The 19,780-nt window shown below is 69.9% G+C and carries 16 protein-coding genes; 10 read left to right on the top strand and 6 right to left on the bottom strand.

What is annotated here, in order from left to right; all coding sequences use genetic code 11:
* The first annotated feature begins 63 nt into the window (after nt 1-63).
* Entirely contained in the window at nt 64-1,053 is a 990-nt protein-coding gene (locus G6O69_RS29445; RefSeq protein ID WP_172306802.1) for an Rpn family recombination-promoting nuclease/putative transposase, read from the top strand.
* A gap of 75 nt (nt 1,054-1,128) precedes the next feature.
* Here G6O69_RS29445 and G6O69_RS29440 read toward each other — a convergent pair whose 3' ends face one another.
* Nucleotides 1,129-2,412 (bottom strand): FG-GAP-like repeat-containing protein, encoded by a 1,284-nt coding sequence (locus tag G6O69_RS29440; RefSeq protein WP_172306801.1) that lies wholly within the window; start codon nt 2,410-2,412, stop codon nt 1,129-1,131.
* Nucleotides 2,413-2,480: 68 nt separating this feature from the next.
* Here G6O69_RS29440 and G6O69_RS29435 point away from each other — a divergent pair, with 68 nt between their 5' ends.
* On the top strand, nt 2,481-2,663 hold the full coding sequence (locus G6O69_RS29435) for a hypothetical protein (protein ID WP_172306800.1): 183 nt from the start codon (nt 2,481-2,483) through the stop codon (nt 2,661-2,663).
* Between the two features lie 14 nt (nt 2,664-2,677).
* On the opposite strand, the gene G6O69_RS29430 is transcribed toward G6O69_RS29435, so the two are convergent.
* Entirely contained in the window at nt 2,678-3,388 is a 711-nt protein-coding gene (locus G6O69_RS29430; protein ID WP_172306799.1) for a hypothetical protein, read from the bottom strand.
* Nucleotides 3,389-3,466: 78 nt separating this feature from the next.
* Here G6O69_RS29430 and G6O69_RS29425 point away from each other — a divergent pair, with 78 nt between their 5' ends.
* The 5 genes from G6O69_RS29425 (at nt 3,467) to G6O69_RS42420 (ending at nt 11,201) form a co-directional block, all read left to right on the top strand.
* Nucleotides 3,467-5,077: a hypothetical protein gene (locus G6O69_RS29425; protein ID WP_172306798.1), complete on the top strand. Its 1,611-nt coding sequence runs from the start codon at nt 3,467-3,469 to the stop codon at nt 5,075-5,077.
* Nucleotides 5,078-5,250: 173 nt separating this feature from the next.
* Nucleotides 5,251-6,564, top strand: coding sequence for a hypothetical protein (locus tag G6O69_RS29420; protein WP_172306797.1), 1,314 nt, complete (start codon nt 5,251-5,253; stop codon nt 6,562-6,564).
* Nucleotides 6,561-7,796 carry an AAA family ATPase gene (locus G6O69_RS29415; RefSeq protein WP_255215903.1) on the top strand — a complete coding sequence of 412 codons (1,236 nt, stop codon included), beginning with the start codon at nt 6,561-6,563 and terminating at the stop codon, nt 7,794-7,796. The genes G6O69_RS29420 and G6O69_RS29415 overlap by 4 nt, the downstream gene beginning before the upstream one ends.
* A 16-nt stretch (nt 7,797-7,812) precedes the next feature.
* Nucleotides 7,813-9,348: a vWA domain-containing protein gene (locus G6O69_RS29410; protein ID WP_172306796.1), complete on the top strand. Its 1,536-nt coding sequence runs from the start codon at nt 7,813-7,815 to the stop codon at nt 9,346-9,348.
* Nucleotides 9,345-11,201, top strand: coding sequence for a HEAT repeat domain-containing protein (locus tag G6O69_RS42420; protein WP_172306795.1), 1,857 nt, complete (start codon nt 9,345-9,347; stop codon nt 11,199-11,201). The genes G6O69_RS29410 and G6O69_RS42420 overlap by 4 nt, the downstream gene beginning before the upstream one ends.
* 201 nt (nt 11,202-11,402) lie before the next feature.
* On the opposite strand, the gene G6O69_RS29400 is transcribed toward G6O69_RS42420, so the two are convergent.
* The gene (locus G6O69_RS29400; protein WP_172306794.1) at nt 11,403-12,179 is read right to left on the bottom strand and encodes a hypothetical protein; all 777 of its coding nucleotides are present in this window, start codon (nt 12,177-12,179) and stop codon (nt 11,403-11,405) included.
* Between the two features lie 82 nt (nt 12,180-12,261).
* On the opposite strand from G6O69_RS29400, the gene G6O69_RS29395 reads away from it, so the two are divergent.
* A complete protein-coding gene (locus G6O69_RS29395; protein WP_172306793.1) occupies nt 12,262-13,020 on the top strand; it encodes a TIGR02996 domain-containing protein in 759 nt (252 codons plus the stop codon).
* Here G6O69_RS29395 and G6O69_RS29390 read toward each other — a convergent pair.
* A complete protein-coding gene (locus G6O69_RS29390) occupies nt 13,011-15,095 on the bottom strand; it encodes a hypothetical protein (RefSeq protein ID WP_172306792.1) in 2,085 nt (694 codons plus the stop codon). The genes G6O69_RS29395 and G6O69_RS29390 overlap by 10 nt on opposite strands.
* Nucleotides 15,096-15,121: 26 nt before the next feature.
* A complete protein-coding gene (locus G6O69_RS29385) occupies nt 15,122-15,910 on the bottom strand; it encodes a hypothetical protein (RefSeq protein WP_172306791.1) in 789 nt (262 codons plus the stop codon).
* Between the two features lie 29 nt (nt 15,911-15,939).
* Between G6O69_RS29385 and G6O69_RS29380 the strand changes: the two genes are divergently transcribed.
* Complete coding sequence (locus G6O69_RS29380; protein ID WP_172306790.1) at nt 15,940-16,611, top strand: peptidoglycan-binding protein; 672 nt, start codon at nt 15,940-15,942, stop codon at nt 16,609-16,611.
* Between the two features lie 23 nt (nt 16,612-16,634).
* On the opposite strand, the gene G6O69_RS42415 is transcribed toward G6O69_RS29380, so the two are convergent.
* The gene (locus G6O69_RS42415; protein ID WP_172306789.1) at nt 16,635-17,294 is read right to left on the bottom strand and encodes a peptidoglycan-binding protein; all 660 of its coding nucleotides are present in this window, start codon (nt 17,292-17,294) and stop codon (nt 16,635-16,637) included.
* Nucleotides 17,295-17,489: 195 nt separating this feature from the next.
* Here G6O69_RS42415 and tssI point away from each other — a divergent pair, with 195 nt between their 5' ends.
* Nucleotides 17,490-19,760, top strand: a complete 2,271-nt coding sequence (tssI, locus tag G6O69_RS29370) for a type VI secretion system tip protein TssI/VgrG (RefSeq protein WP_172306788.1) — start codon at nt 17,490-17,492, stop codon at nt 19,758-19,760.
* Nucleotides 19,761-19,780: the final 20 nt, after the last annotated feature.

The raw sequence follows: 19,780 nt of genomic DNA, 5'->3' as shown, positions 1-19,780 counted from the left end.
GGCCAAGCCCGCTCTTCGACCGCCCTCGACTGGCCACGGCTGCGCGTGTCAGCTTGGTCGGCGGTGACACGCACGCCCCACGACGCTCTGTTCAAGGCCGCGTTCCAAGACCCCGATCACGCGGCCGGGCTGTTGCAGCGCATGCTCCCTGGGGGCGTCGCGTCGGCGATCTCCTGGCCGTCGCTGAAGCCCGAGGCTGGATCCTTCGTGGACCGGTCCCTCGCAGACAGCCACAGCGATCTGCTCTTCTCCGCGCAGCTTCGAGACGGGGCTCAGGCGCTGCTCTACCTGCTCGTGGAGCACCAGAGCGCCAACGACCCAGACATGCCCCGGCGGATGCTCGGGTACCTGATGCGCATCTGGGAACGCTTTCGTGCGAAGGGATCGAATGACCTACCGGTGACCATCCCCTTCGTGCTCAGCCACGCGCCCGAAGGCTGGACCGCACCGCGTGCGCTGGAGGAGATGTTCACGCCGCGGCCCGACACGATCGCGGACTTGGCAAAACATGTCCCTCGATTGACACTACTGGTCGAGGACCTGCGAGAGATCGATGACGAGTCACTGCACGCGAGGGCGCTGGAGGCTTTCCCCAAGCTCGCGCTGTGGCTGCTGCGAGACGGTCGAGACGCAGAGCGACTCAGGCGGGGGCTGGCGGACTGGGCGGACGCGTTTCGAGAGGCGCTGCGAGCTCCCAGGGGAGTTGAGGCGGTCGCCAAATTATTGCGCTACGTGGCGTTGGTCGCGGGGGACCTCCACCACGATGATTTCCATGCGACGATCGTCGCGCAGATCCCCGAGGCAGAGGAGGTCGTGATGACAGTTGCAGAGCAGTTGCGTGCCGAAGGCCGAGAAGAGGGCAAGGCCGAAGGCCGAGAAGAAGGCAAGGCCGAAGGCCTGACAAAGGCGCTGAATCGGCTACTACGAGAACGCTTCGGCACCGTACCCACTGAATACAGCGAGCGGCTCGATGGTGCGGCGGTGCAACTCTTGGATCGCTACTTCGAGCGAGCCATGAGTGCGCGAACCCTCGATGCGGTGTTCTCAGACTAACTATTGAACGAGGAACGCTGGACTCTCAGTTCATGAGACGGGACACAAAAAGACGCCGAGCCCGGCGCGAGGGCGTCAGCCCCCAGAGAGCCACAGCCCGAGCTCGCCAGGGAGCGAGCCGTGCATCACCGCGAGGTCCGGGCGCCCGTCGCCGTCGAAGTCCCCGCTACCCACGATCCGGCCAGGATCGTCGAGTAGTTCCGTGCTCAGCGCGCTCAGGTCCTCGTTGGGGGTCAGCAGCGCGGCGCTGGGATCCGAGTCGTAGGGCTCGGCGCCGAGGACGAAGGCGAGGGCGCCAGGGGAGCCGAGCTCGAGGACCTCGAGGCGCCGGGGGTAGTCGGCGTAGGTGTGGGCGAGGACCTCCGGTGGATCGGCGAAGGTGCCTCCGCCGGTGTCGCGGATGACATAGACCCCGAGGGTGGTGGGGGTGAGCAGATCGAGATCGCCGTCGGCGTCGACGTCGGCGAAGACCACGTCGGCTCCCTCGAGGACCGGCCCGAGCTCGCCCCAGAGCGACTGCGCGACGTCGAGGGCCCCGCCTTCACCGACGTGGCGGTAGATCGTCAGCGGCAAGAAGTCGGGGACGGCGTTGCAGCTGCCGGTCCCTGCCACGTCGTCGAGGCCGTCGCCGTCGACGTCTGCCACGGCGGTGGCGGAGAAGTAGCAGCCTGCGCCCATGAGGGTGAGCGCTTCGCTGAATTCCCCGGCGCCGGTGGCCACGGCCAGGAGCGCGCCCTCGGAGTGGCCCTGGGGGATGAAGAGGTCGTGCAGCTCGTCGTCGTTGGCGTGCAGGGGGATCACGCCAAAGCCAAAGAAGCCCTCGATGGGGATGATCAGCGGCTCGCCAAAGGCGCCCGCGCCGTCGTTGAGGGTCACCTGAAAGTCGTCGTTCGAGTACTCGTCGAAGACGGCCACGTCGAGGTCGCCGTCGCCGTCGAAGTCGCCTGCGCGCATGAAGTCGGCCGGCCACCCGAGCTCGACGTCGGCGACGGCCTCGAAGCTCCCGGTGCCATCGCCGAGATGGGTGCGACCCGGCCCGCCCAGAGTCTTGGCGAAGACGTCGTCGATGCCGTCGCCGTCGAAGTCGCCAAAGCCGACCCACTCGGCGCTGATGCCCGTGGGCACCCAGGCAAAGCCCAGGGCGCTCAGGCCCGCGGGAGGATCCCCGGTGTCGGAGTCGGTGTCGGAGCCGCCCTCGGTGGCGTCGGAGCCGGTGTCCGAGCTGGAGTCGGTGTCGCCGCCCGTGCTCGAGCCCGAGCCGTCCTCGGTCCCGGTGGCGTCGGTGTCGGCACCGCCGTCCTCGCCGGGCTGGGGACAGGCGAGGAGAGGCAAGAGCAGGGCAGGGGCGAGCTTGCGCATGTGACGCATCGTGCCACGCATGGGCGCGCACGGCCAAACTCCTGCCAAGGGGGTGCTAGCATCGAGTCATGGCCACCGTGGGATTGATGTTCGCCTGGATCGGAATCATCGCGCTCAACGTGGCCGCCGTGCTCGGCCCGCTGGTCGCTGGGCGCATGCTCTCGGAGCGCGAGCGCGAGCTCGAGGAGGAGGAGCGCGAGGCGATCGACGCCGAGGCCTTGGCGCTCCTCGCCGGTCAGCCGCTGCGCTGAGACGCCCGCGGGGATCAGCGCGTGGTCTTGCGGTGGCGATGGAGCGGGACCACGGCCTCTCCCTGCTCGTGGAGCAGGCGCTCCATGTCCTCCCAGGCCACGCGCGCGTCCCCACCTCGACCCCAGCTCGGCCCCCAGGAGTTGTGGAGGACGAAGTAGCGCTCGTCGACGTTGACGGCCTTGCACAAGATCGCGTGGTCGCCCCCGACCTCGCCGGTCACGTGGAGGTAGCCGCAGGAGTGGGCGTCGTCCATGCCCTCGTACCAGGACAGGCCGAGGATCGCCGGGCCCTTGTAGGCCACCGCCATGATCAGGTCGTCGAGGCCGAAGGCCCAGCGATATTCGTCGAAGTAGCCGAGGCGCTGGGCGACCTTGATCCCCTCGATGATCGCCGTCCCGTCGTACTTGGGCTCGGCGCCGGGGTAGGAGCCCCCGGGCCACTCGTCGGCCTCTTGGGCTGCCCAGTAGATCTTCTTGGTGGCGAAGCTCGACCCGAGGCGCGTCGAGGGGGCCGGCGTGGAGAGCAGGCCGTGGGTGATCGAGAAGCCGACGCAGGCTCCCTCCTCGCCCTGGTTGAGGTACTTGGGGCAGGTCCAGGCCCGGTTGCGAGGCTTCTCGGCGCGGATGAGTTCGCGGATCGGGTAGTCCCGGGAGCGCGCGTCGAACTTGCGCATGCGAGCCAGGCGGCGGTCGCGGACCTCGGAGCCGTCTCGGAGCTTGGCCATGCGAGATACGATAGACAGGGTTTGGGCGGCCAGGGGGGACAATCGACGCGCGGCCGCCCAGGGTGTACCTTCCCCGCCATGGCCCGGGCCTTGCTCGAGCCGGTCGCCGCCGGCCAGACACGATTTCGGATGCAGGGGCTCAGCCCCGACGCGCGGGGGATCGCCGTGGGCCGCGAGGCGCTGGTGGTCTTCGAGTCCATCGATCGCCTGGTGTCCTTCCTGGGCGCCTACAGCGAAGAGGGCAGCCTCGACGATCTCCTGCCCAGCACCACCTTGGAGCGGGGTCGCCGGGGCAGCGTGGGCTCGGCGCTGTTGCTGCGCTGCGAGGCCAGCGACGGCTACGCCCTGGATCGCCTGGCCCGGCTGGCGGGGGCGACCCGCAGCCAGCTCTATGTCGGGGCCGGCTCGGTCTTCGCCCGCTACCGCGAGTCCCGGGCGCCCTTCGGCTACGACCTGGCCGTGCCGCTCACCGAGCTCCTCGCCGAGGCGGGGCAGGGGGCCGACCCGCAGCGCGGCACGGGGCTGACCGCCGAGGAGGTCGCCGTCGTCGACGTCGACTTCGTCTCGGTGTTTCGCTCCGTCGACCGGATCGATCCCGTCGACTTGATCCAGCGTCTCGAGCTGCGCAGCGTGGCCTTGCCCCTCGAGGGCATCGCCGTCGACCCGGAGCTGTGTGGCCTGCGCGACATGGCCCTCGTGCTCGTGGCTCCGGGCGTGGCCGATCGCGTGCTCGGCTACCTGTGGCGCAAGAACGTGGCCATGGCCGGGATCCGCGTGACCTTGTCGGAGGACCGCCAGGCCAGCTTGCTGCTGCGCCTGCGCTCGCCCCAGGGGCGGCTCCTCGACGTGCTGCGGCCCATCCCCGGGGTCGAGCTCCTCGCCCCGGTGTCGCCGCGGGCCGCCGTCGAGATCGGCTACGCCCACCCCATCCACCTGGCCTCGGCCAGCTCCTGCCTGCCCGGCGACGAGATGTACCTGTTCCGCGGCCGCGCCGGCCGAGTCGAGCGCATCGACGGGGCGCCGCGCTTCGTCGACGGCCGCTTCTTGGTGCACACCGAGGTCCACCTGCGCGAGGCCGAGTTCGAGGTCGAGGCCGTCGAGCTGCGCGACCCCGGGCGCCTCGAGGTCCAGCTCCAGCTGCGCCCCTCCTCGCGTCCGCGCGAGCCCAGGGCCACGCTCGTGGCCTGGAAGGACGTCGAGCTGCTGCGCAAGCTGATCTATCTGATCCCGCCCAGCGCCCTGGCGGCGGCGCGCCTGGTCCCGCTGAGCGCGGGCTTGCTCGTGCTCGCCGGCGCGGCTCGCCGCGCGGAGGGCAGCTCCCTGGCCGTGGGCACCCTGGTCCCGCTGGGCGCCCGCCTGGTCGAGGTCGCGCCCGGTGTCCTGGTCCCCGACGGCTACGAGCTGTGGCCGCGCCTGCGCCCCAAGCTGATCCGCGAGCTCCTCGAGCTCGGGGGGGAAGATCGCGCGGTCTTCCTGACCCCGGAGGACGACCCCATTCACATCCCCGCCGCCCGCATGACGCCCCTCGACGCGGCCGCCGTGGGCACGCTGGACTCGAGCGAGGCCGAGCTCGTCGAGCCCGCGCAGCCGGCCCTCGAGCCCGGGGTGATCGAAAACCAACGCCTGGGACGCTTCGCGCTGTGGGGCTTTCGCAGCGGGGAAGAGCCCGACCCCCCCGCGCGCTCCTGACCTGCCGCCCTCGTCCTCGGTCCCGCTTCGTCTCGACCCAACCGTCTCGATCTCCCCGTGCTCTCGTCATCAAACGCTCGCCTCGATCCAGCGCTGGCTCGGCGTTTTCAGTCCTTGGCCTCGGCGCCCTGCGACGCACTCGGGACCGCGTCGGGTTCCCCCACGGACTCCTAGTGGACGCGCCGCCCTTCGAGACCACGGCCGGCTTCCTGGCCCGCTTCGTCCGCCCGCTGCTCGGCGGCGGGGTGGTCGAGGTTCACGCGCCGCTGTCCGCCGCCGACCGCGATCGCATGCTCGCCGACGCCTCGGCGCTGCTCGATCCCGAGCTCCTGCACCTGCGCACGCGCGCGGCTCAGCGCCTGGTCGCGGACCCGCTGCTCCCGGACCCCGGCGCCGACGAGCTCTCGCTGTGGCTGGGGCTGCACGACGTCCTGGCCCTCGATCATCCAGACACGGAGCGGGTCTGGACGCGGGACCGGACGTGGCGAAAGGTCGAAAACGAGACCCGGGCGCTGCTGGCCTTCGCCCACCCCTCGGGGATCGCCGAGGCCCTCGCCCGGCACATCGCCGTGGGCGCCTTCTTGGCCCTGTGCCGCGAGGATCACATCGTCTCCGGCCCCGAGGGAGAGCACCGCTTCATCGGCCAGGAGCCGCCGCGGCGCCGCTTCGCGCTCTTTGGCCCCGACCTCCGGGACGTCCGCCGCGAGCGGGTCGCGTGGATCGACCAGACCCACCGCCCGCCGGCCCAGCGCCTGCTCCCGGACATCATGTGGGTCAGCCCGCTGACCTCGCTGCTGCGCCCGGGCTGGTCGCCGCCTGGGTGGTCGCCGCTGATGGCCGCGGGCTTCCTGCGCAGCCGCGGCTACGCCAGGGCGGTCTGTCACACGTGGGCGCGAGAGCGCGAGTGGCTGCGCATTGGCGGGGTGGTCGCCGGTAGCCTGCTGCGCTCCTTGTCCCTGGTCGACGAGATCTTCGGCTCGCGCAAGGATCCGGCCATCCCGGGGACGGCCGCGGCCATGCAGCAGGCCGCGGGCCTCGTCGACCTCGGCGAGGACGAGCTCGACCTCCTCGATGACACCGATGAGGGGGGAGGCGCGAGCGCGGGCTTTGGCTCGGTTCGGGCGAGCTCGGCCGCGATCGCGGCCCTGCCGGCCCCAGCCCTCGAGATCGACCCCCTCGACGTCGGCGCCGTGCTCGGCGCGCTCATCCACCTGCACCTGCTCAAGGTCCTCGAGTTCGACGCGCGCATCGGCATCGGCTTTGGCGCGCGCGACTGGGCCGTGCAGACATTTTTGGCCCTCCCGCTCCTGGTCACGGCCCTCGAGCCGGTCCTGGGCTGGCCGCTGGATGTCGAGGGGCCCGATCGTGCCCTCGGCCGGCGCTGGGAGGAGTATCGCGAGCACCTCGCGGGCCTCGTCCCGCGCCCGGTGGTCGACAACCTGCTGGCGACCCTCGTCCGCCGAGTAGTAGAAAGGCAGCCCGCATGACGCAATCGCCCCTGCTTCCGCCCTCCGCCCCCGCGGGCGCCGGCTCGCGCAAGGCGCCGGCGATCCCCGAGCTCGCCCGTCGCCTGCAAGACGGCGCCCGGGCCCTCGAGGCCCAGTTCCTGGGCAAGGAGGAGATGATCCGGCTGCTCTTCGTGTCCGCCGTGGCCGGCGAGCACATGGTCATGGTCGGCCCGCCCGGCACGGCCAAGAGCGCCCTGGTCCGCGCCTTCGCAGACACCATCGACGCCCACTACTACGACTACCTGCTGACCCGCTTCACGGAGCCCAACGAGATCTTCGGCCCCGTGGACATCCAGGCCTTTCGCCAGGGCTCCTACCGCCGGCGCATCGAGGGCATGCTGCCCGAGGCCGAGATCGCCTTCCTCGACGAGATCTTCAAGGCCAACAGCGCCATCCTCAACAGCCTGCTCGGGGTGCTCAACTCGCGGCGCTTCTCCCACGGCAACACGACCGTCGAGGTGCCGCTGATCTCGCTGTTCGCGGCCAGCAACGAGGTCCCCAACGACGACGCGCTCTCGGCCCTCTTCGACCGCTTCTTGCTCCGGGTCCGCGTCGACTACCTCGACAGCTATCAATTCCGCGGGCTGCTGCAAAAGGGCGCCGCGCTCGAGTCCCGCGCCTTCGAGGGCAGCGCGCACGCCAAGCCCAAGCCGGCGGTCTCCGCCGCAGACCTCGTGGCCGTGCAGCGCGAGTTCGGGCGGCTGCTCGAGACCATGGACGAGGAGTTCCTGGCCACCTACAAGGGCCTGGTCTTCCAGATCCGCTCCGAGGGCATCAACCTCTCGGACCGCCGCGTGGTCAAGCTGCTCAAGCTCTTCGTGGCCTCGGCGGTCTTCGACGGCCGCGAGCGGGTCAACGACGCCGACTTCTTCGTGCTCCGCCACGTGTGGAACACCCCGGAGCAGCAGGACATCCTGCAAGAGATCGTCGGCCCGGTGCTCGACCGCTGGTACGAGCAGCACCCCGACAAGCAGCGCATCGGGGCCACGCCCACCAGCCTGCAGGACCTGCTCGAGGAGCTGCGGATCATCCGCGAGACCCTGGCCGGGGCCGAGGTGCTCTCCGACATGCAGCTGTTCAGCCAGCTGCGCAACCTCGGCGACATCAAGGCCGCGCTACAGCGCATGAAGGACAACCCCGCGGCCGAGCGGATGATCGGCGAGGTCGACAAGCTGCTCGAGACCATGTTCTCGAGCAGCCGCTTCGTCTAGCAGCTGGCAGGAGCCTGTGGCCACGGACACACGAGAGCCGCGCGAGGCCGAGGAGGCCTGGGAGGGCAAGGCGGGGGAGGGGGGCGAGGACCCGCTGGCCCGCGGCCGCGGCGAGATCATGCCGATCCTCGAGCGCCAGGTCGGCAGCCTCGCGCTCAGCGAGCTCGAGGGGGTGGGCTCCATGGCGCTGATGCGCGCGGTCGCCTGGCACAACGTGCTCGCGCGCCTGGGCATCGCCGTGCCCCTGGTCGTGGTCCACGACGTCGGCTGTCTGCTCTGTGGCTTGGGTCGACCGGCGCAGGTCGTGCAGGGGATCGGCGACTCGCGCCTGGGCGAGGCCTGGCGCCAGCTGCTGATCGAGCTCGCCGAGACCGAGCTCGTGCGCCACGCCGCCGCCTGGAAGCACCGCGATCCCATGGTCGGGGTCGTGCTCGCGCGGATCCTCCACAGCGTGGCCCCGCAGCTGCCCGAGGAGGCCCGGGTCGCGCGGCCGCGAGAGCTGCCCGTGGACGTGGTCCAGTACGCCCGCGTCGACCCGCGCTCGGCCTACACGCGCTACGACCAGGAGCTCGCCCTGGCCTGGCTGCGGACGATGTGCACCCATCGCCTGCTGCCCCTGCTGGAGACCGAGCAGATCGACGTCGACGCCCTGCGCCTGCTCGGGCTGTTTCGCAGCGGGGGCACGGGGGTCGCGGGCGTCGACCTGGCCGACCTCTACAACGTGATCTTGTCGCCGCAGCTCGCCGACGTGATCGACTTCTCCCTCGAGCTGCTGCCCTCGCTGCTCGAGGTCCGCCGCGAGATGGGCCAGCAGACCTTTGGCGTCGACGGCTACGCGTCGATCGAGCGCATCGGGCACATCGACAACATGGTGCTCTCCCAGCTCGCCTACGACGACGAGATCTTCGAGCAGAAGTTCGTCGACCGCGAGCTCTTCTACTACACGCACCAAAAGCAGTACGACAACGAGCGCCGCCAGCACTGGGTGCTGGTCGACGGCAGCGCGTCGATGCGCGGGGTCCGTGAGGTCTTCGCCCGCGGCCTGGCCCTGGCGCTGTGCAAGCGCCTGTCGCTGCTCGGCGAGGAGGTCTCGCTGCGCTTCTTCGACAGCCGGCTCTACGAGGGCGTCAAGGTCGGCAACGCCGGCGTCGAGGTGCCCTATGTGTTGCAGTTCCGGGCCGAGCGCGGCCGTGACTACGCCGCGGTGATCCGCCAGCTCAACGCCGAGCTCGCCGCCCCCAGGCGCGAGTCCGTGCAGACCCTCGTCTACCTGCTGACCCACGGCGAGGCCCAGTTCCCCACGGCAGAGGTCCAGCTCCTCGCCAGCCGGGCGCCGATCTACGGCGTCTACATCCTGCCCCGCGGGCCCCTCGAGCTCGGCTATCTCGACGCCCTGCACCGGGTCCACGTGATCGACGACGAGGCCATCGCCTATGGGCGGCGGGCCAGCCGGGCGCGGCAGATCATCTCGCAGGTCGAGAGCGACCTCGACGAGGCGGCGCGCAGCCAGGTGGGCGCGCGCAGTCACCTGGGCGGGGGAGGCAAGCGGTGATCGACACCGCGGTGACCTGGGTGCGGGCGGAGGCCTCGCTTCACGCCGGGCGTTGGCACGACGCCCTCGCGCACCTGCGCAAGCTGATCGAGGTCGTCGATCGCATCGACTTCGAGTACGACGAGTGGCTGCGGGCCATGGCCGAGGCTCTGCGCGCCGTCGGCCAGTATCGTGACGCCGCGGCCTGCTGGGCCTATCTGGGCTCGACCGAGCCGCCGGGAGGGGCCGCCCTCGAGCGGCTGAGGACGGAGCTCGAGGAGGGCGACGAGGACGCGCTCGCGGGCGCGCGGGCCTTTGGCATCTACCTGTCCCGGGCCGGGCACCACCGCGAGGCCGCGATGTGGTTCGAGGCCGCCGGCATGGCGGTGCACCGGGCCATCGAGCTCGAGCGCGCGGGCCTCGACGCCGAGGCGGCCGAGCTGTGGAGCCAGCTGATCAACCGCCAGGGCGCGCGCAGCGACGCGCTGGTCGACCGCCCCTACGAGCAGGCGCTGATCCGCATCAACTACGGCCTGTGCCTGCACCGCATCGAGTCCGAACGCGCCCGCCAGGCCCTGGCCGAGGCGACCACCGCCATCGAGGAGGTCGCCGATCGCTTCGAGACCGAGGGCCTGCGCGAGCGGGCCTTCGACTGCTACCAGCTGCTCGCGCGCATCGGCCTCGAGACCGGCGCGTTCGAGAACGTCGCCGAGGGCTACCTCAACAGCGTCCGCATCCTCCGCGACGACGCCCTCAAGCTCGACGCCCTGCGCCTCTACGAGGCCTTCGTGACCCTCGCGCGCCGCTCCGGGGAGCACCACGCCGTCGCCGGGGTGCTGCGCGAGGCCGCCGACTACTGCGGTCGCGCGGGCCTGCCCTACGGCGACGACCTGCGCCTGCGCGCCGGCGAGGCCTGGGTGCGCGCGGCCGAGGACGCCGCTGCCCACGGCCACCCCACGCAGATCGTCGAGAACGCCTACCTCGCCGCGGCCGAGTGCTACGTGTCCGTGCGGGCCTTTCGTCAGGCCGCCGAGGTCTACCGCCGCGTCGCCGGCCTCGAGATCAAGGGCCGCGAGCGCTACCACCGGCTGCTCACGCGCCTGGGCAAGAACCCCGAGGACGCCCCGCGCCCGGTGCCCGTGCCCGAATTCCTCAAGCGCCTGCCAGACTACGAAGAGGTCTGGTACGTCGATCTGGCCGAGTGGGAGCTCGACGGTGATCCTCAGCTGATCGCCGCCGGGGTCATGGCCGACCGCCGCCACCCCGACTACGTGCGCCGCCACGCGCTGCTCTTGGTCCTCGACCTCGGGCGCTCGGCGGCGGAGGCCCGCGCCAAGCGTGGTCAGAGCGACCCCGACCCCAAGGCGATCGTCGCGCGCCTCCAGGACGTGCGCGCCTATCCGGTGATCGCCGCCCTCGAGCGCATGTACGAGCGCGGCGACGCCCAGGTCCAGGTCCAGGTCGCCAAGGCCCTCGGGGCGCTGCGCTTCAAGCGGAGCTTCTCGACCCTGACCCAGGCCCTGCGCGCCGAGGACCCCGAGGTCCGCCATCGCGCGGCCAAGTCCCTGACCAACCTCTACTTCCCCCACGCCTTCGATCGCCTGCGGCGGATCTTCGAGTCGCGGGACCTCCCCGACGCCGACTCGGCCCGGGTCTCGGTGATCCAGGCGATCGGGCGGATCAACACCGTGGAGGCCCTGGACTTCTTGTGCGACCGCCTGCGCGAGGGCGACCCGCGCTACGTCGACTACGTGATCGCGGCCATCGCCGATCTCACGAATACGGATCTGGGGCCCTATATCCGCCAGCAGATCGACCTCGTCCCGCCGGCCTATCGCTCGGTGCTCGAGGACGCTGCCACGCGCCTGGGCTGAGCGTCGCTCTAGGAGCCCGTGGTGAAGCCCAGCGGGGCTCCTAGTGTGCGCGGCAGAGGACTTGAAGGGTCCCAGGCGCCGGACCGCCAGTTGCTGACGAGGCGCGAGGAGGGAGTTTGTCGGGCACAAATGACTGACGAGCAACGAAGTCAGCGGCTGGTGCTCCAAGCCTGGGGCCCTTCAAGTCCTCTGCCGCGCACACTAGCTCAGGGCAGCGACGACGTCGGCGTCGAGGTCCGGGAAGTAGATCTCGCACTCACCGGACACGCAGCGCTCGACCCGGACCACGCCCTTGCGATCGCTGCGCGCGGCGACCTCGCGGCCATCGGGCATCACGATCCGGCAGCGCTCACCGATGACCGGCTGATCGTCGTCATCGAGGAGCGCGAGCTCGATCCAGTCGTCGTAGGCGACGAGGGGCGCGACGGCGTCGTGGTCGAGGTCCGGGAAGTAGACCTGGCACATGCCGGCGACGGTGGGATCGATGCGGATCAGCCCGTCTCGATCGGTCTGCGTGTAGACCTCGCGCTCGTCGGGCAGCACGACCCGGCAGCGCTCGCCGACCACCGGCTGGTCCTCGTCGTCGAGCAGCTCGATCTCGATCCAGTGCCCGGTGTCCGCGAGCGCGGGCCGCTCGTCGGGGACGCTCGCCGGGGCCACGACCTCGACGGGGTGCGAGGCCATCGGCTCGTAGGCGTGCACGCGCACGCGCAGACGCCCGCGCTCGATCGCGTCGAGCACCCGATCGCACAGGGCGTCGTCGTCGAGCTCCGCGATCGCGGAGAAGCTCGCGAGCTCGCCGAAGCCCGACATCGCGGCCCGCAGCGAGGCGGCGACGCTGGGCTCGTCGGCGATCGCGGCGCGGAGCTCGAAGCGAGTGAGCGTCGGCGCGTCAGCGCTGAACATCCCCGCGGACTCGGGCTCGCCCCAGGCCACCAACTCGAGGGTTCGCCGCCACCCGCGGAGCTTGACCGGCACGCCTCAGGATAACACACACCGGGATCCGGGCGCGCGGTGGGGGAGCCACCCGACCGCACGCTTGTGCTATGACCGATGAACGATGAGCGATGAGCCCACCTTGCGCCAGGCCGTGCTCGATGACCCCGACGCCGACGCTCCGCGCCTCGACTACGCCGACTGGTGCGCCCAGCAGCCCGACCCGGTCACCCAGGCGCGGGCCGAGCTGATCCGCGCCCAGATCCGCCTCACGACGATGTCGATCGGTGCAGCCTCGGGTTTGCTCAGCTCGATCCAGGCCCTGCTCCAGGCCCACGCCGCCGCGTGGGCGGCCCCGATCGCGCCCTTCGTGAGCGCGCATCACTTCGTCCGCGGGTTCATCGAGCACGTCGAGCTCAGCGCCCGCCAGCTCCTCGATCATGGGGCCGCGCTGTTCGCCCACGCGCCGATCCGCCACGTCGATCTGCTCGCCATCCGCGACGTCGACGAGGGTCTGTTCACGTGCCCGCAGCTCGCCAAGGTCCGGACCCTCGGGCTCGACCGGCTCGGGCTCTACGACATCCACCTGAAGCTGCTCGCCGCGAGCGGGCTGTTTGGCGAGCTGCGCTGGCTGTCGGGCGTCGACAACAACTTCGGCTTCGACGCCTACGTCGCCCTGGCGAAGTCGGCCTCGCTGGCCAAGCTCGAGTACGCCGACTTCGGCCGCAACCCGGTCGACCCCGTCGAGACGCTGGGCTTCGACGGGGCCGAGGTCGTCGCGGCCGAGATGCCGAGCGCCGGCCAGGCGCTCGAGCAGCGCTTCGGTCACCTCGAGTGGCTGCACCGCGAGCACAAGCCCGGCGGGCGCTACGCTTACGGGTAGCCGTAGCGGAACACCGCGAACGGGGCCGCGTCTGCGAGCAATAGCGGAGGGTTGAGGGCCGGGACCGGACCGTCGTTGGGCCCTGGCTGCCAGTTCGCCGGCGGGTTGACGGTCAACGGCGGGATCTGGGCCTGGCCCGCGTTGACGACGTTCATCAGCGCGGCGAAGTTCGCGTAGCCGTTGGCGCGGTGGCGGCAGGCGACGATCTGGTGGGCGACGGCCTGGGAATTCGCGGGGTAGTTGGCCAGCGCCGGAAGCATGGCCTGAATCTCATCCACGGTCATCGTGTTGATGTTGATGTTGTGCTTCTGGGCGAAGAACTGGTTGGCGTTCGCGATGTTGATCCCGCTGAGGATGAAGCCGTCCGGGACCGCAGACACGGCGAGCGTCGAGTGGTAGCTCCACATCCGATCGCGCGGGGTGGCCCCTCCACGGTTCCACGACGCGAGCGCGTACTGATTATAGACCTGACAGGCCGCGCCGAGCATGCGCACCCTCTGATCGTTGCTCTGAAGTGCGGCCATGCGACCGTCGGCGAGCGTGAGCGGACCGATCCCCTGGATCTCGGTGAAGCGGATCGGCTGCCCGAGCGCTTGGGAATCTTGCCCGTTGGGGATCACGAGTCGGTCGTAGTTTAGCGACGGCCACCCGGACGCGTGCCCGAGGAGCCGCTCGGCGGCTTGGAGGTAGCCCACGCTGCAATTCAACATGAGCTTGCCCGCCCCGATGTTGAGCAGCAGGTTGAGCGCGTTGGTGGGATCGGGCGGGTCGATGAGTCCGAGGCGCACCCTGGTCGAGTCGATGATCACGGCGTTGCGATTGTCCCCGTCCAGCGAGACCGCGACCATGTTCCCCGCGTTGCCCGCCACGATCTCGAGTTTGTCGAGCTTGAGCTTGCGACCGAAGCGCTGGCGCTGGTCCGGGGGTTCGGGGATGTATCGCGCTCGAGGGTCGTGAAAGGGGGCGACCTGGTCGAGTTCGTAGACCGCCATCGGTCCCCCGTTGGGGGACCTCAAGAACGTGTGGTTGCGCGGGTTGGCGAAGGTGTCGTTGAGCGTGTTGCGGGCGATCCAGTCGAGGAAGCAACGCACGTTGCGGGCCTTCTCTGCGGCGTTGAGCCCGACGCCGCCGCCCGCGGTCACCATGATCCGCTCGTTCGCGTTCCACTGAACCTGATCGACGATCGCGTCGACGCCGTTGAGCACGCGCCGATTTCGCAGATCGGCGCTCCAGGCCTCGGGCGGGAGCCACGGGGCCGTGCGCGCCTCTTCGATCAGCGCCGTCGTCGCGGCGTCTGGGCCTCCGGGCATGAACACGTTGGGTCGGCCCGGCCCCGTGCAAAAGTCGATGTACGCCGCGTACACGGCCCTGAGCTGGGGAATGCGGTTTTGGTTGAGGCCGACGACGATGAGCCGGTAGACGGCCTCGTCGTCGTCCGGCCACTCGTTGCGCGCGTTGAGCAGGTTGATGTAGTTGACGATCGCCGTGTGCAGCTCCGTGCCGCCTTGCCTCTCCGCGTTGAAGTCGGCGAGAGGCGGCGTCACCTGCTGGCGGTCGCGGTGCTGAACCCACGCGACCCAGCCGCGGCACTCCTCGATGTCGTTGCCGTGCGCCCCCTTCAAGGCGGCGAATTGAGCGTTGATCGCGTTGCCAAAGTCGCGGGAGTGGAGGCCACCGTCGATGACCCGGCCGCCGACGTTGGGTTGGACCGCGAACCCGGGCATCGTCAGCAAGAAGGGCACCTGGCCCATGCCGTGCTCGACATACTGCGGCCAGGGGTTGTTGAACCCGATATGCATGACCCTGAGGTTGCCGATCCGCCTCCGGCCAAAGTTCGCGCCGCGCAGCGTCGTGTGGTTCATGACCGCCGCTGGGCCGAAGCCGACGATCACGTAGTAGATTGGCGGCGGGGGAAGGTCGAGGGTGTTGACGCGGGGGTTGTCGCCGCCCCCGCTCGGCGCCACCGACACGCGGGCGACCGCGGCCTTCAGCTGGGCGACCTGGGCCGAGGTGTCGGTCCTCATCAGCTGTGATTCGTCCTCGAGCTTGGCCTGACTGAAGTCGCAACAACCCATGTCCAATCGTCTCCTTCGTCGCGGGCTCAGACGTCGCGATCGATCCGATCGAGGATCAAGAACCGCTCGAGCTCGCGGACCGCGGCTGTGTGCAGCAGGCCGGCGGCGTCGTTCGGGTGTTCGGCGGCCCTGGCGAGCGCGGGGCCGACCCAGGGGTGAAAGGGATCGAGCGCGAACGCGCTGCCGAGCAGCAGCATCAAGCTCGAGTAGACCATGATCCACTCGTTCGTGAGCGGCGCCTGGGCGCCGTCCTCGAAGTGGGCGATCGACCTTGCCCGCGCGTCGGCGAGCAGCTCGGCGACCCCGGCCTCGCCGAGGGCGTCGACCTTTTGCTCCCAGGTCGCGCGGAGCATGGCCTGCAGCCCGGGCTCTCCGCGCTGCGCGTAGTTCACGTAGAGCGCGTCGAAGCGCTTCGAGCGGGCCCACAGCAGGGCGCGCCGGTAGTGCTGGCCCTCGGCCCCGGCGATCGCTCCGAGCTCGACGGCGGCCCGCGAGCTCAGCTCGGCGATCGACTTGCTGTGGCCCAGCTGGGCGGCGACCCAGGGGAGCTGCGGGTCCTCGTCGAAGCGGCTGCCCATGAACAGCATCAGGTTCGCGTAGCTGCGCAGGCCGGCGAGCGAGGTCGAGCCGTGGGCCTGGCCGCGCTCGATGATGTGTTCGACGCAGGCTTTGGCCTGGGCCTCGCCGAGGGTGACGCAGTGCAGCGGGAACGCGGTCCACAAATGGTGCAGCAGGTCGCGGCGCAGCTGGGCCGCGGCCGACTTGCGTTGGGCCGCGCGCCGGCGCATCGCTGGGGTCGGCTTCGTCGGGCTCACGCCGCGACCTCCGGGTGTATATTGGGCGAGTGGCGACTGTGCATGTCGTGAAATCGGGGGACAGCGTGACCAGCTTGGCCGAGCACTACGGGCTCTACGAGCTGACGATCTGGAACGCGCCGGAGAACGCGGCGCTCCGGGCCGCGCGCCCAGACATGAACACCCTGATGCCCGGGGATCAGCTGTTCATCCCCGAGCGGCGCATGAAGCCCGAGCACGTGATGACGGACGCCCGCCACACCTTCCGGCGCAAGGGCGTCCCGGCCAGCTTCCGCCTGCAGCTGTTCGACTTTGGCGAGCCGCGCGCGAACCAGGCCTTCACCCTGATCGTCGACGGCGAGACCACGATCGAGGGCAGCGCCGACGCCGACGGGGTCGTCGAGGTCAAGCTGCCCCCGCGCTCGCGCACCGGCGAGCTGACGATCGGCGAGGACGAGTTCGTGGTCCAGCTGATGTTCGGCCACCTCGATCCGATCGACGAGCTGTCCGGCGTCCAGCAGCGCCTGACCAACCTCGGCTACGACTGCGGCCCCGCCAATGGCACGCTCGGGACCAAGACCCGCGAGGCCCTGCGCGCGTTTCAGCTGTCGCAGCGCCCCGATCTCGAGGTCAGCGGCGAGCTCGACGAGACCACGCGTGCGCGGCTCGCCGAGCTTCACGACGACGTCTCCGACCAGAGCTCGGGCGCGTCGGGCGAGTGAGCGAGCGCGCCGCGCTGCTCCGCTCATGACGCCCCCGTGGGGATCGAGTCGACCACGCCGTCGTGAAGCTCGATGAGCCGCGCGCGCGTGTCGTCGTCGAGCTCGCCGCTGACCTCGAGGTCGTGGGTGCGCTGGAACGCGCGCAACGCCTCCTGGGTCGACTCGCCGAGCTCGCCCGCGGGATCGTGACAGGTGTAGCCGAGGTTGACGAGACGCTGCTGGACGCCCGAGAGCTCGGTCGCGGGATCGAGGTGCCCGAACATCAGGCCGATGCTGTGACCATCCTCGCCGATGACCAGCAGGCCCTCGGTAGCGAGCACGGGGACCTTGACGTCGAGGATCCCCTTGGCGTCGGTCGTGCCTTTGATGACGCGCTCGCCGATCGTCAGCACGAAGTCCTGGCTCGCGCGTGGCTCACCGAAGTCGCAGACCTGCATGCGCAGCGTCGCCAGCGTGCCCTTGACGCGGATCCGGTGCGCGCGCCCGGTCGAGCGCTTGATCGCGGCCGCGCGCTTGTCGGGGATCACGAGCACATCTCCGGGCAACAGCGTGTTCATGTCCTCCCTGCGCTCGCGCAGCTCGCCGTTCTCGGGCGCGTCCCAGATCGTCTCGGGCATGAGCCCGTAGCGTCGCGCCAGGCTCGACACGCTGTCACCAGCCGCGATGCGGTGATGGATCGGCACGGCCGAAACGTATCACGCTGTGGGTGGCGACCGCCGCCGACTCGCGGATGGGGTCGATCGCAGGCGGCTGATGCAGACCTCCGGTCGCGGTCGCTCGGACTGTCGGCGGATCGATGGATCGATGGTTGGTGCTACCGGCTGCCATGATTTTTTTCCGTCAAAGCCGTGGCATGATGACCGGAGATGGCTGACGAGATGTCCGAGGTCCGACTCGAGCCGGTCTTCTATAGGCTTTCTTCAAAAGACGTACCCGCGGTCGACGACTGGCGAATTCAACGCTTTCGCATGCACGAGGCGATCAGCGAGCCCTATCAGATCACGCTCGAGGTCGCGTCCGAGGAGCACGATATCGAGGTCGACGAGCTGCTCGGCGCCAGCGTGGAGATCGCGCTGACCCGAGGCACAGCCCCGGAGACCTCGGTCATGGGCGTGGTCGCAGGCATCGACTGGCTGGGCGTGTCCCTCGATCGCCACACCCGCCTGCGCCTCGACATCCGCCCGGCTTTCGCGCTGCTCGAGCAGCGCGTCCACTCGCGCCTGTGGCAGGACGCGAGCCCGATCCAGATCATCGAGGAGATCCTCGGCGAGCTGTCGGAGTACGGGCGCGAGGTCGCGACCAGTGACGTGGCGCGGGGTCGTGACCTGCGCAGCTACTGCGTGCAGTTTCGCGAGTCGGACTTCGCGTTCGTGTGTCGCCTGCTCGAGGAGGAAGGCATCGGCTACTACTTCGCTCACGACGAGGGCGCGGGCCACGAGATCCTGACGCTGTTCGACAACAACAAGGCCTTGCCCTGGGCGGCCAACGTCGACGCCAGCCCGCAGTTTCCGGTCATCATCCACAACCCCGACGAAGTCGAGGTCGAGTCGGTCCAGGCCGTCGAGTGGCGTCGGCGTCTGCGCAGCACGGGCGCGCTGCGCCGCGACTTCGACTGGATGATGCCCACCAACCTGCTGTCGAGCGAGGTCGGTGAGCCCGACGAGCGCGGGCGTACGCGCCGGGTCTACGTTCACGGCCACCGCCAGCTCGAGACCGACGACGGCGCGACGCGGGCCCAGGATCTGGTCGCGGCCGAGGCAGTCGCGGGCATGCGCGGGCATGGGCGCGGCAACGCGACGGGCTTTCGCGCCGGCCACGTCATCGACATCGAGGGCCACGATCTCATCGAGCTCGACGACGAGCTCGTGCTCGTGCGGGTCGAGCACGAGGGCGAGAACGTTTGGAACGGGTCGAGCCTCGAGGGCGTCGGCTACCGCAACTACTTCGAGTGCGTGCCCCGAACCAAGGACCTGCGCCCCGCCCAGCGCACGCCCAAGCCGCGGGTCCACGGGCCCCAGACCGCGATCGTATGCGGCAGCGAGGGCGAAGAGATCGACGTCGACAAGCACGGGCGCATCCGCGTGCAGTTTTATTGGCAAGAAGACCCGACCTACGACGTGCGCTCGTCGTGCTGGGTCCGCGTAGCCCAATCCTGGGCGGGCCCGGGCTGGGGCGCGCAGTTCATCCCGCGCATCGGCATGGAGGTCGTCGTCGAGTTCCTCGAGGGCAACCCCGACCGCCCCCTGGTCACCGGTTGCGTCTACAACGGCGACAACCCCCCGCCCTTCGCGCTGCCCGGAGACAAGACCCAGTCGGGGATCCGCACGAGCTCGTCGCCGGGCGGGGGCGGCAGCAACGAGCTGCGCTTCGAGGACAGCGCGGGCGCCGAGGAGATCTACCTCCACGCGCAAAAAGACTGGACCATCGAGACCCTCCACGACAAGAACCAGAGCGTCGGCAACGACGAGAGCCACAGCGTCGGCCACGACCGCAGCAAGACCGTCGGCCACGACGAGACCATCAGCGTCGGCAACGACCAGACCATCAGCGTCGGCAAGGACGAGACCGAGACCGTCGGCAACAACCTCACGCTCACGGTCGCCAAGGATCAGAGGGTGACGATCGGCAACAACCAGACGGTGACCATCGCCAGCAACCGCGCGGAGACGATCGGCGCCAGCGCGACCGAGACCGTAGCGATCACCAAGGTCGTCACGGTCGGCGCGGCCATGCAGGTCAGCGTCGGCGCGGCGCTCAACCAATCGGTCGGCGCGGCCTCGGCCGAGGAGGTCGGCGCGATCAAGTCCGTGACTGTCGGCGCGGACCACAAGGACGAGGCCGGAGGCAGCCGGACCATCGAGGCTGGCAAGGACTTCATCGTCAAGGCCGCCAAGAAGGGCACGCTGCAGACGGGCGAGGCTCTGGGTATCATGACCTCGGACAAGCTGTCGATGAACGCCGACAAGGACATGATGATCGGGTCCAACGCCAAGGGTATGTTCGAGTTCAAGGACGAGCTCAGGCTCAAGTGCGGCAAGGCCCAGATCGTCCTGGCCAAGAGCGGCGACGTCACCATCACCGGCGCGACGATCACGGTCAAAGGCTCGAAGAATGTCGTGGTCAAGGGCTCGAAGGTCCAATCCAACTGAGCCCGGTCGAGGACAGAGCC

The organism is Pseudenhygromyxa sp. WMMC2535 (assembly GCF_011083025.2).
This window is presented reverse-complemented; position numbering and strand designations above follow the sequence as displayed.

Bases quoted from the DNA above. Each gene is read 5' to 3' on its own strand.
- tssI (WP_172306788.1), top strand. From the start codon at position 17,490: ATGTCCGAGGTCCGACTCGAGCCGGTCTTCTATAGGCTTTCTTCAAAA.
- G6O69_RS29435 (WP_172306800.1), top strand. From the start codon at position 2,481: ATGGCCACCGTGGGATTGATGTTCGCCTGGATCGGAATCATCGCGCTC.
- G6O69_RS29425 (WP_172306798.1), top strand. From the start codon at position 3,467: ATGGCCCGGGCCTTGCTCGAGCCGGTCGCCGCCGGCCAGACACGATTT.
- G6O69_RS29415 (WP_255215903.1), top strand. From the start codon at position 6,561: ATGACGCAATCGCCCCTGCTTCCGCCCTCCGCCCCCGCGGGCGCCGGC.
- G6O69_RS29390 (WP_172306792.1), bottom strand. From the start codon at position 15,095: ATGGGTTGTTGCGACTTCAGTCAGGCCAAGCTCGAGGACGAATCACAG.
- G6O69_RS29430 (WP_172306799.1), bottom strand. From the start codon at position 3,388: ATGGCCAAGCTCCGAGACGGCTCCGAGGTCCGCGACCGCCGCCTGGCT.
- G6O69_RS29440 (WP_172306801.1), bottom strand. From the start codon at position 2,412: ATGCGCAAGCTCGCCCCTGCCCTGCTCTTGCCTCTCCTCGCCTGTCCC.
- G6O69_RS29395 (WP_172306793.1), top strand. From the start codon at position 12,262: ATGAGCGATGAGCCCACCTTGCGCCAGGCCGTGCTCGATGACCCCGAC.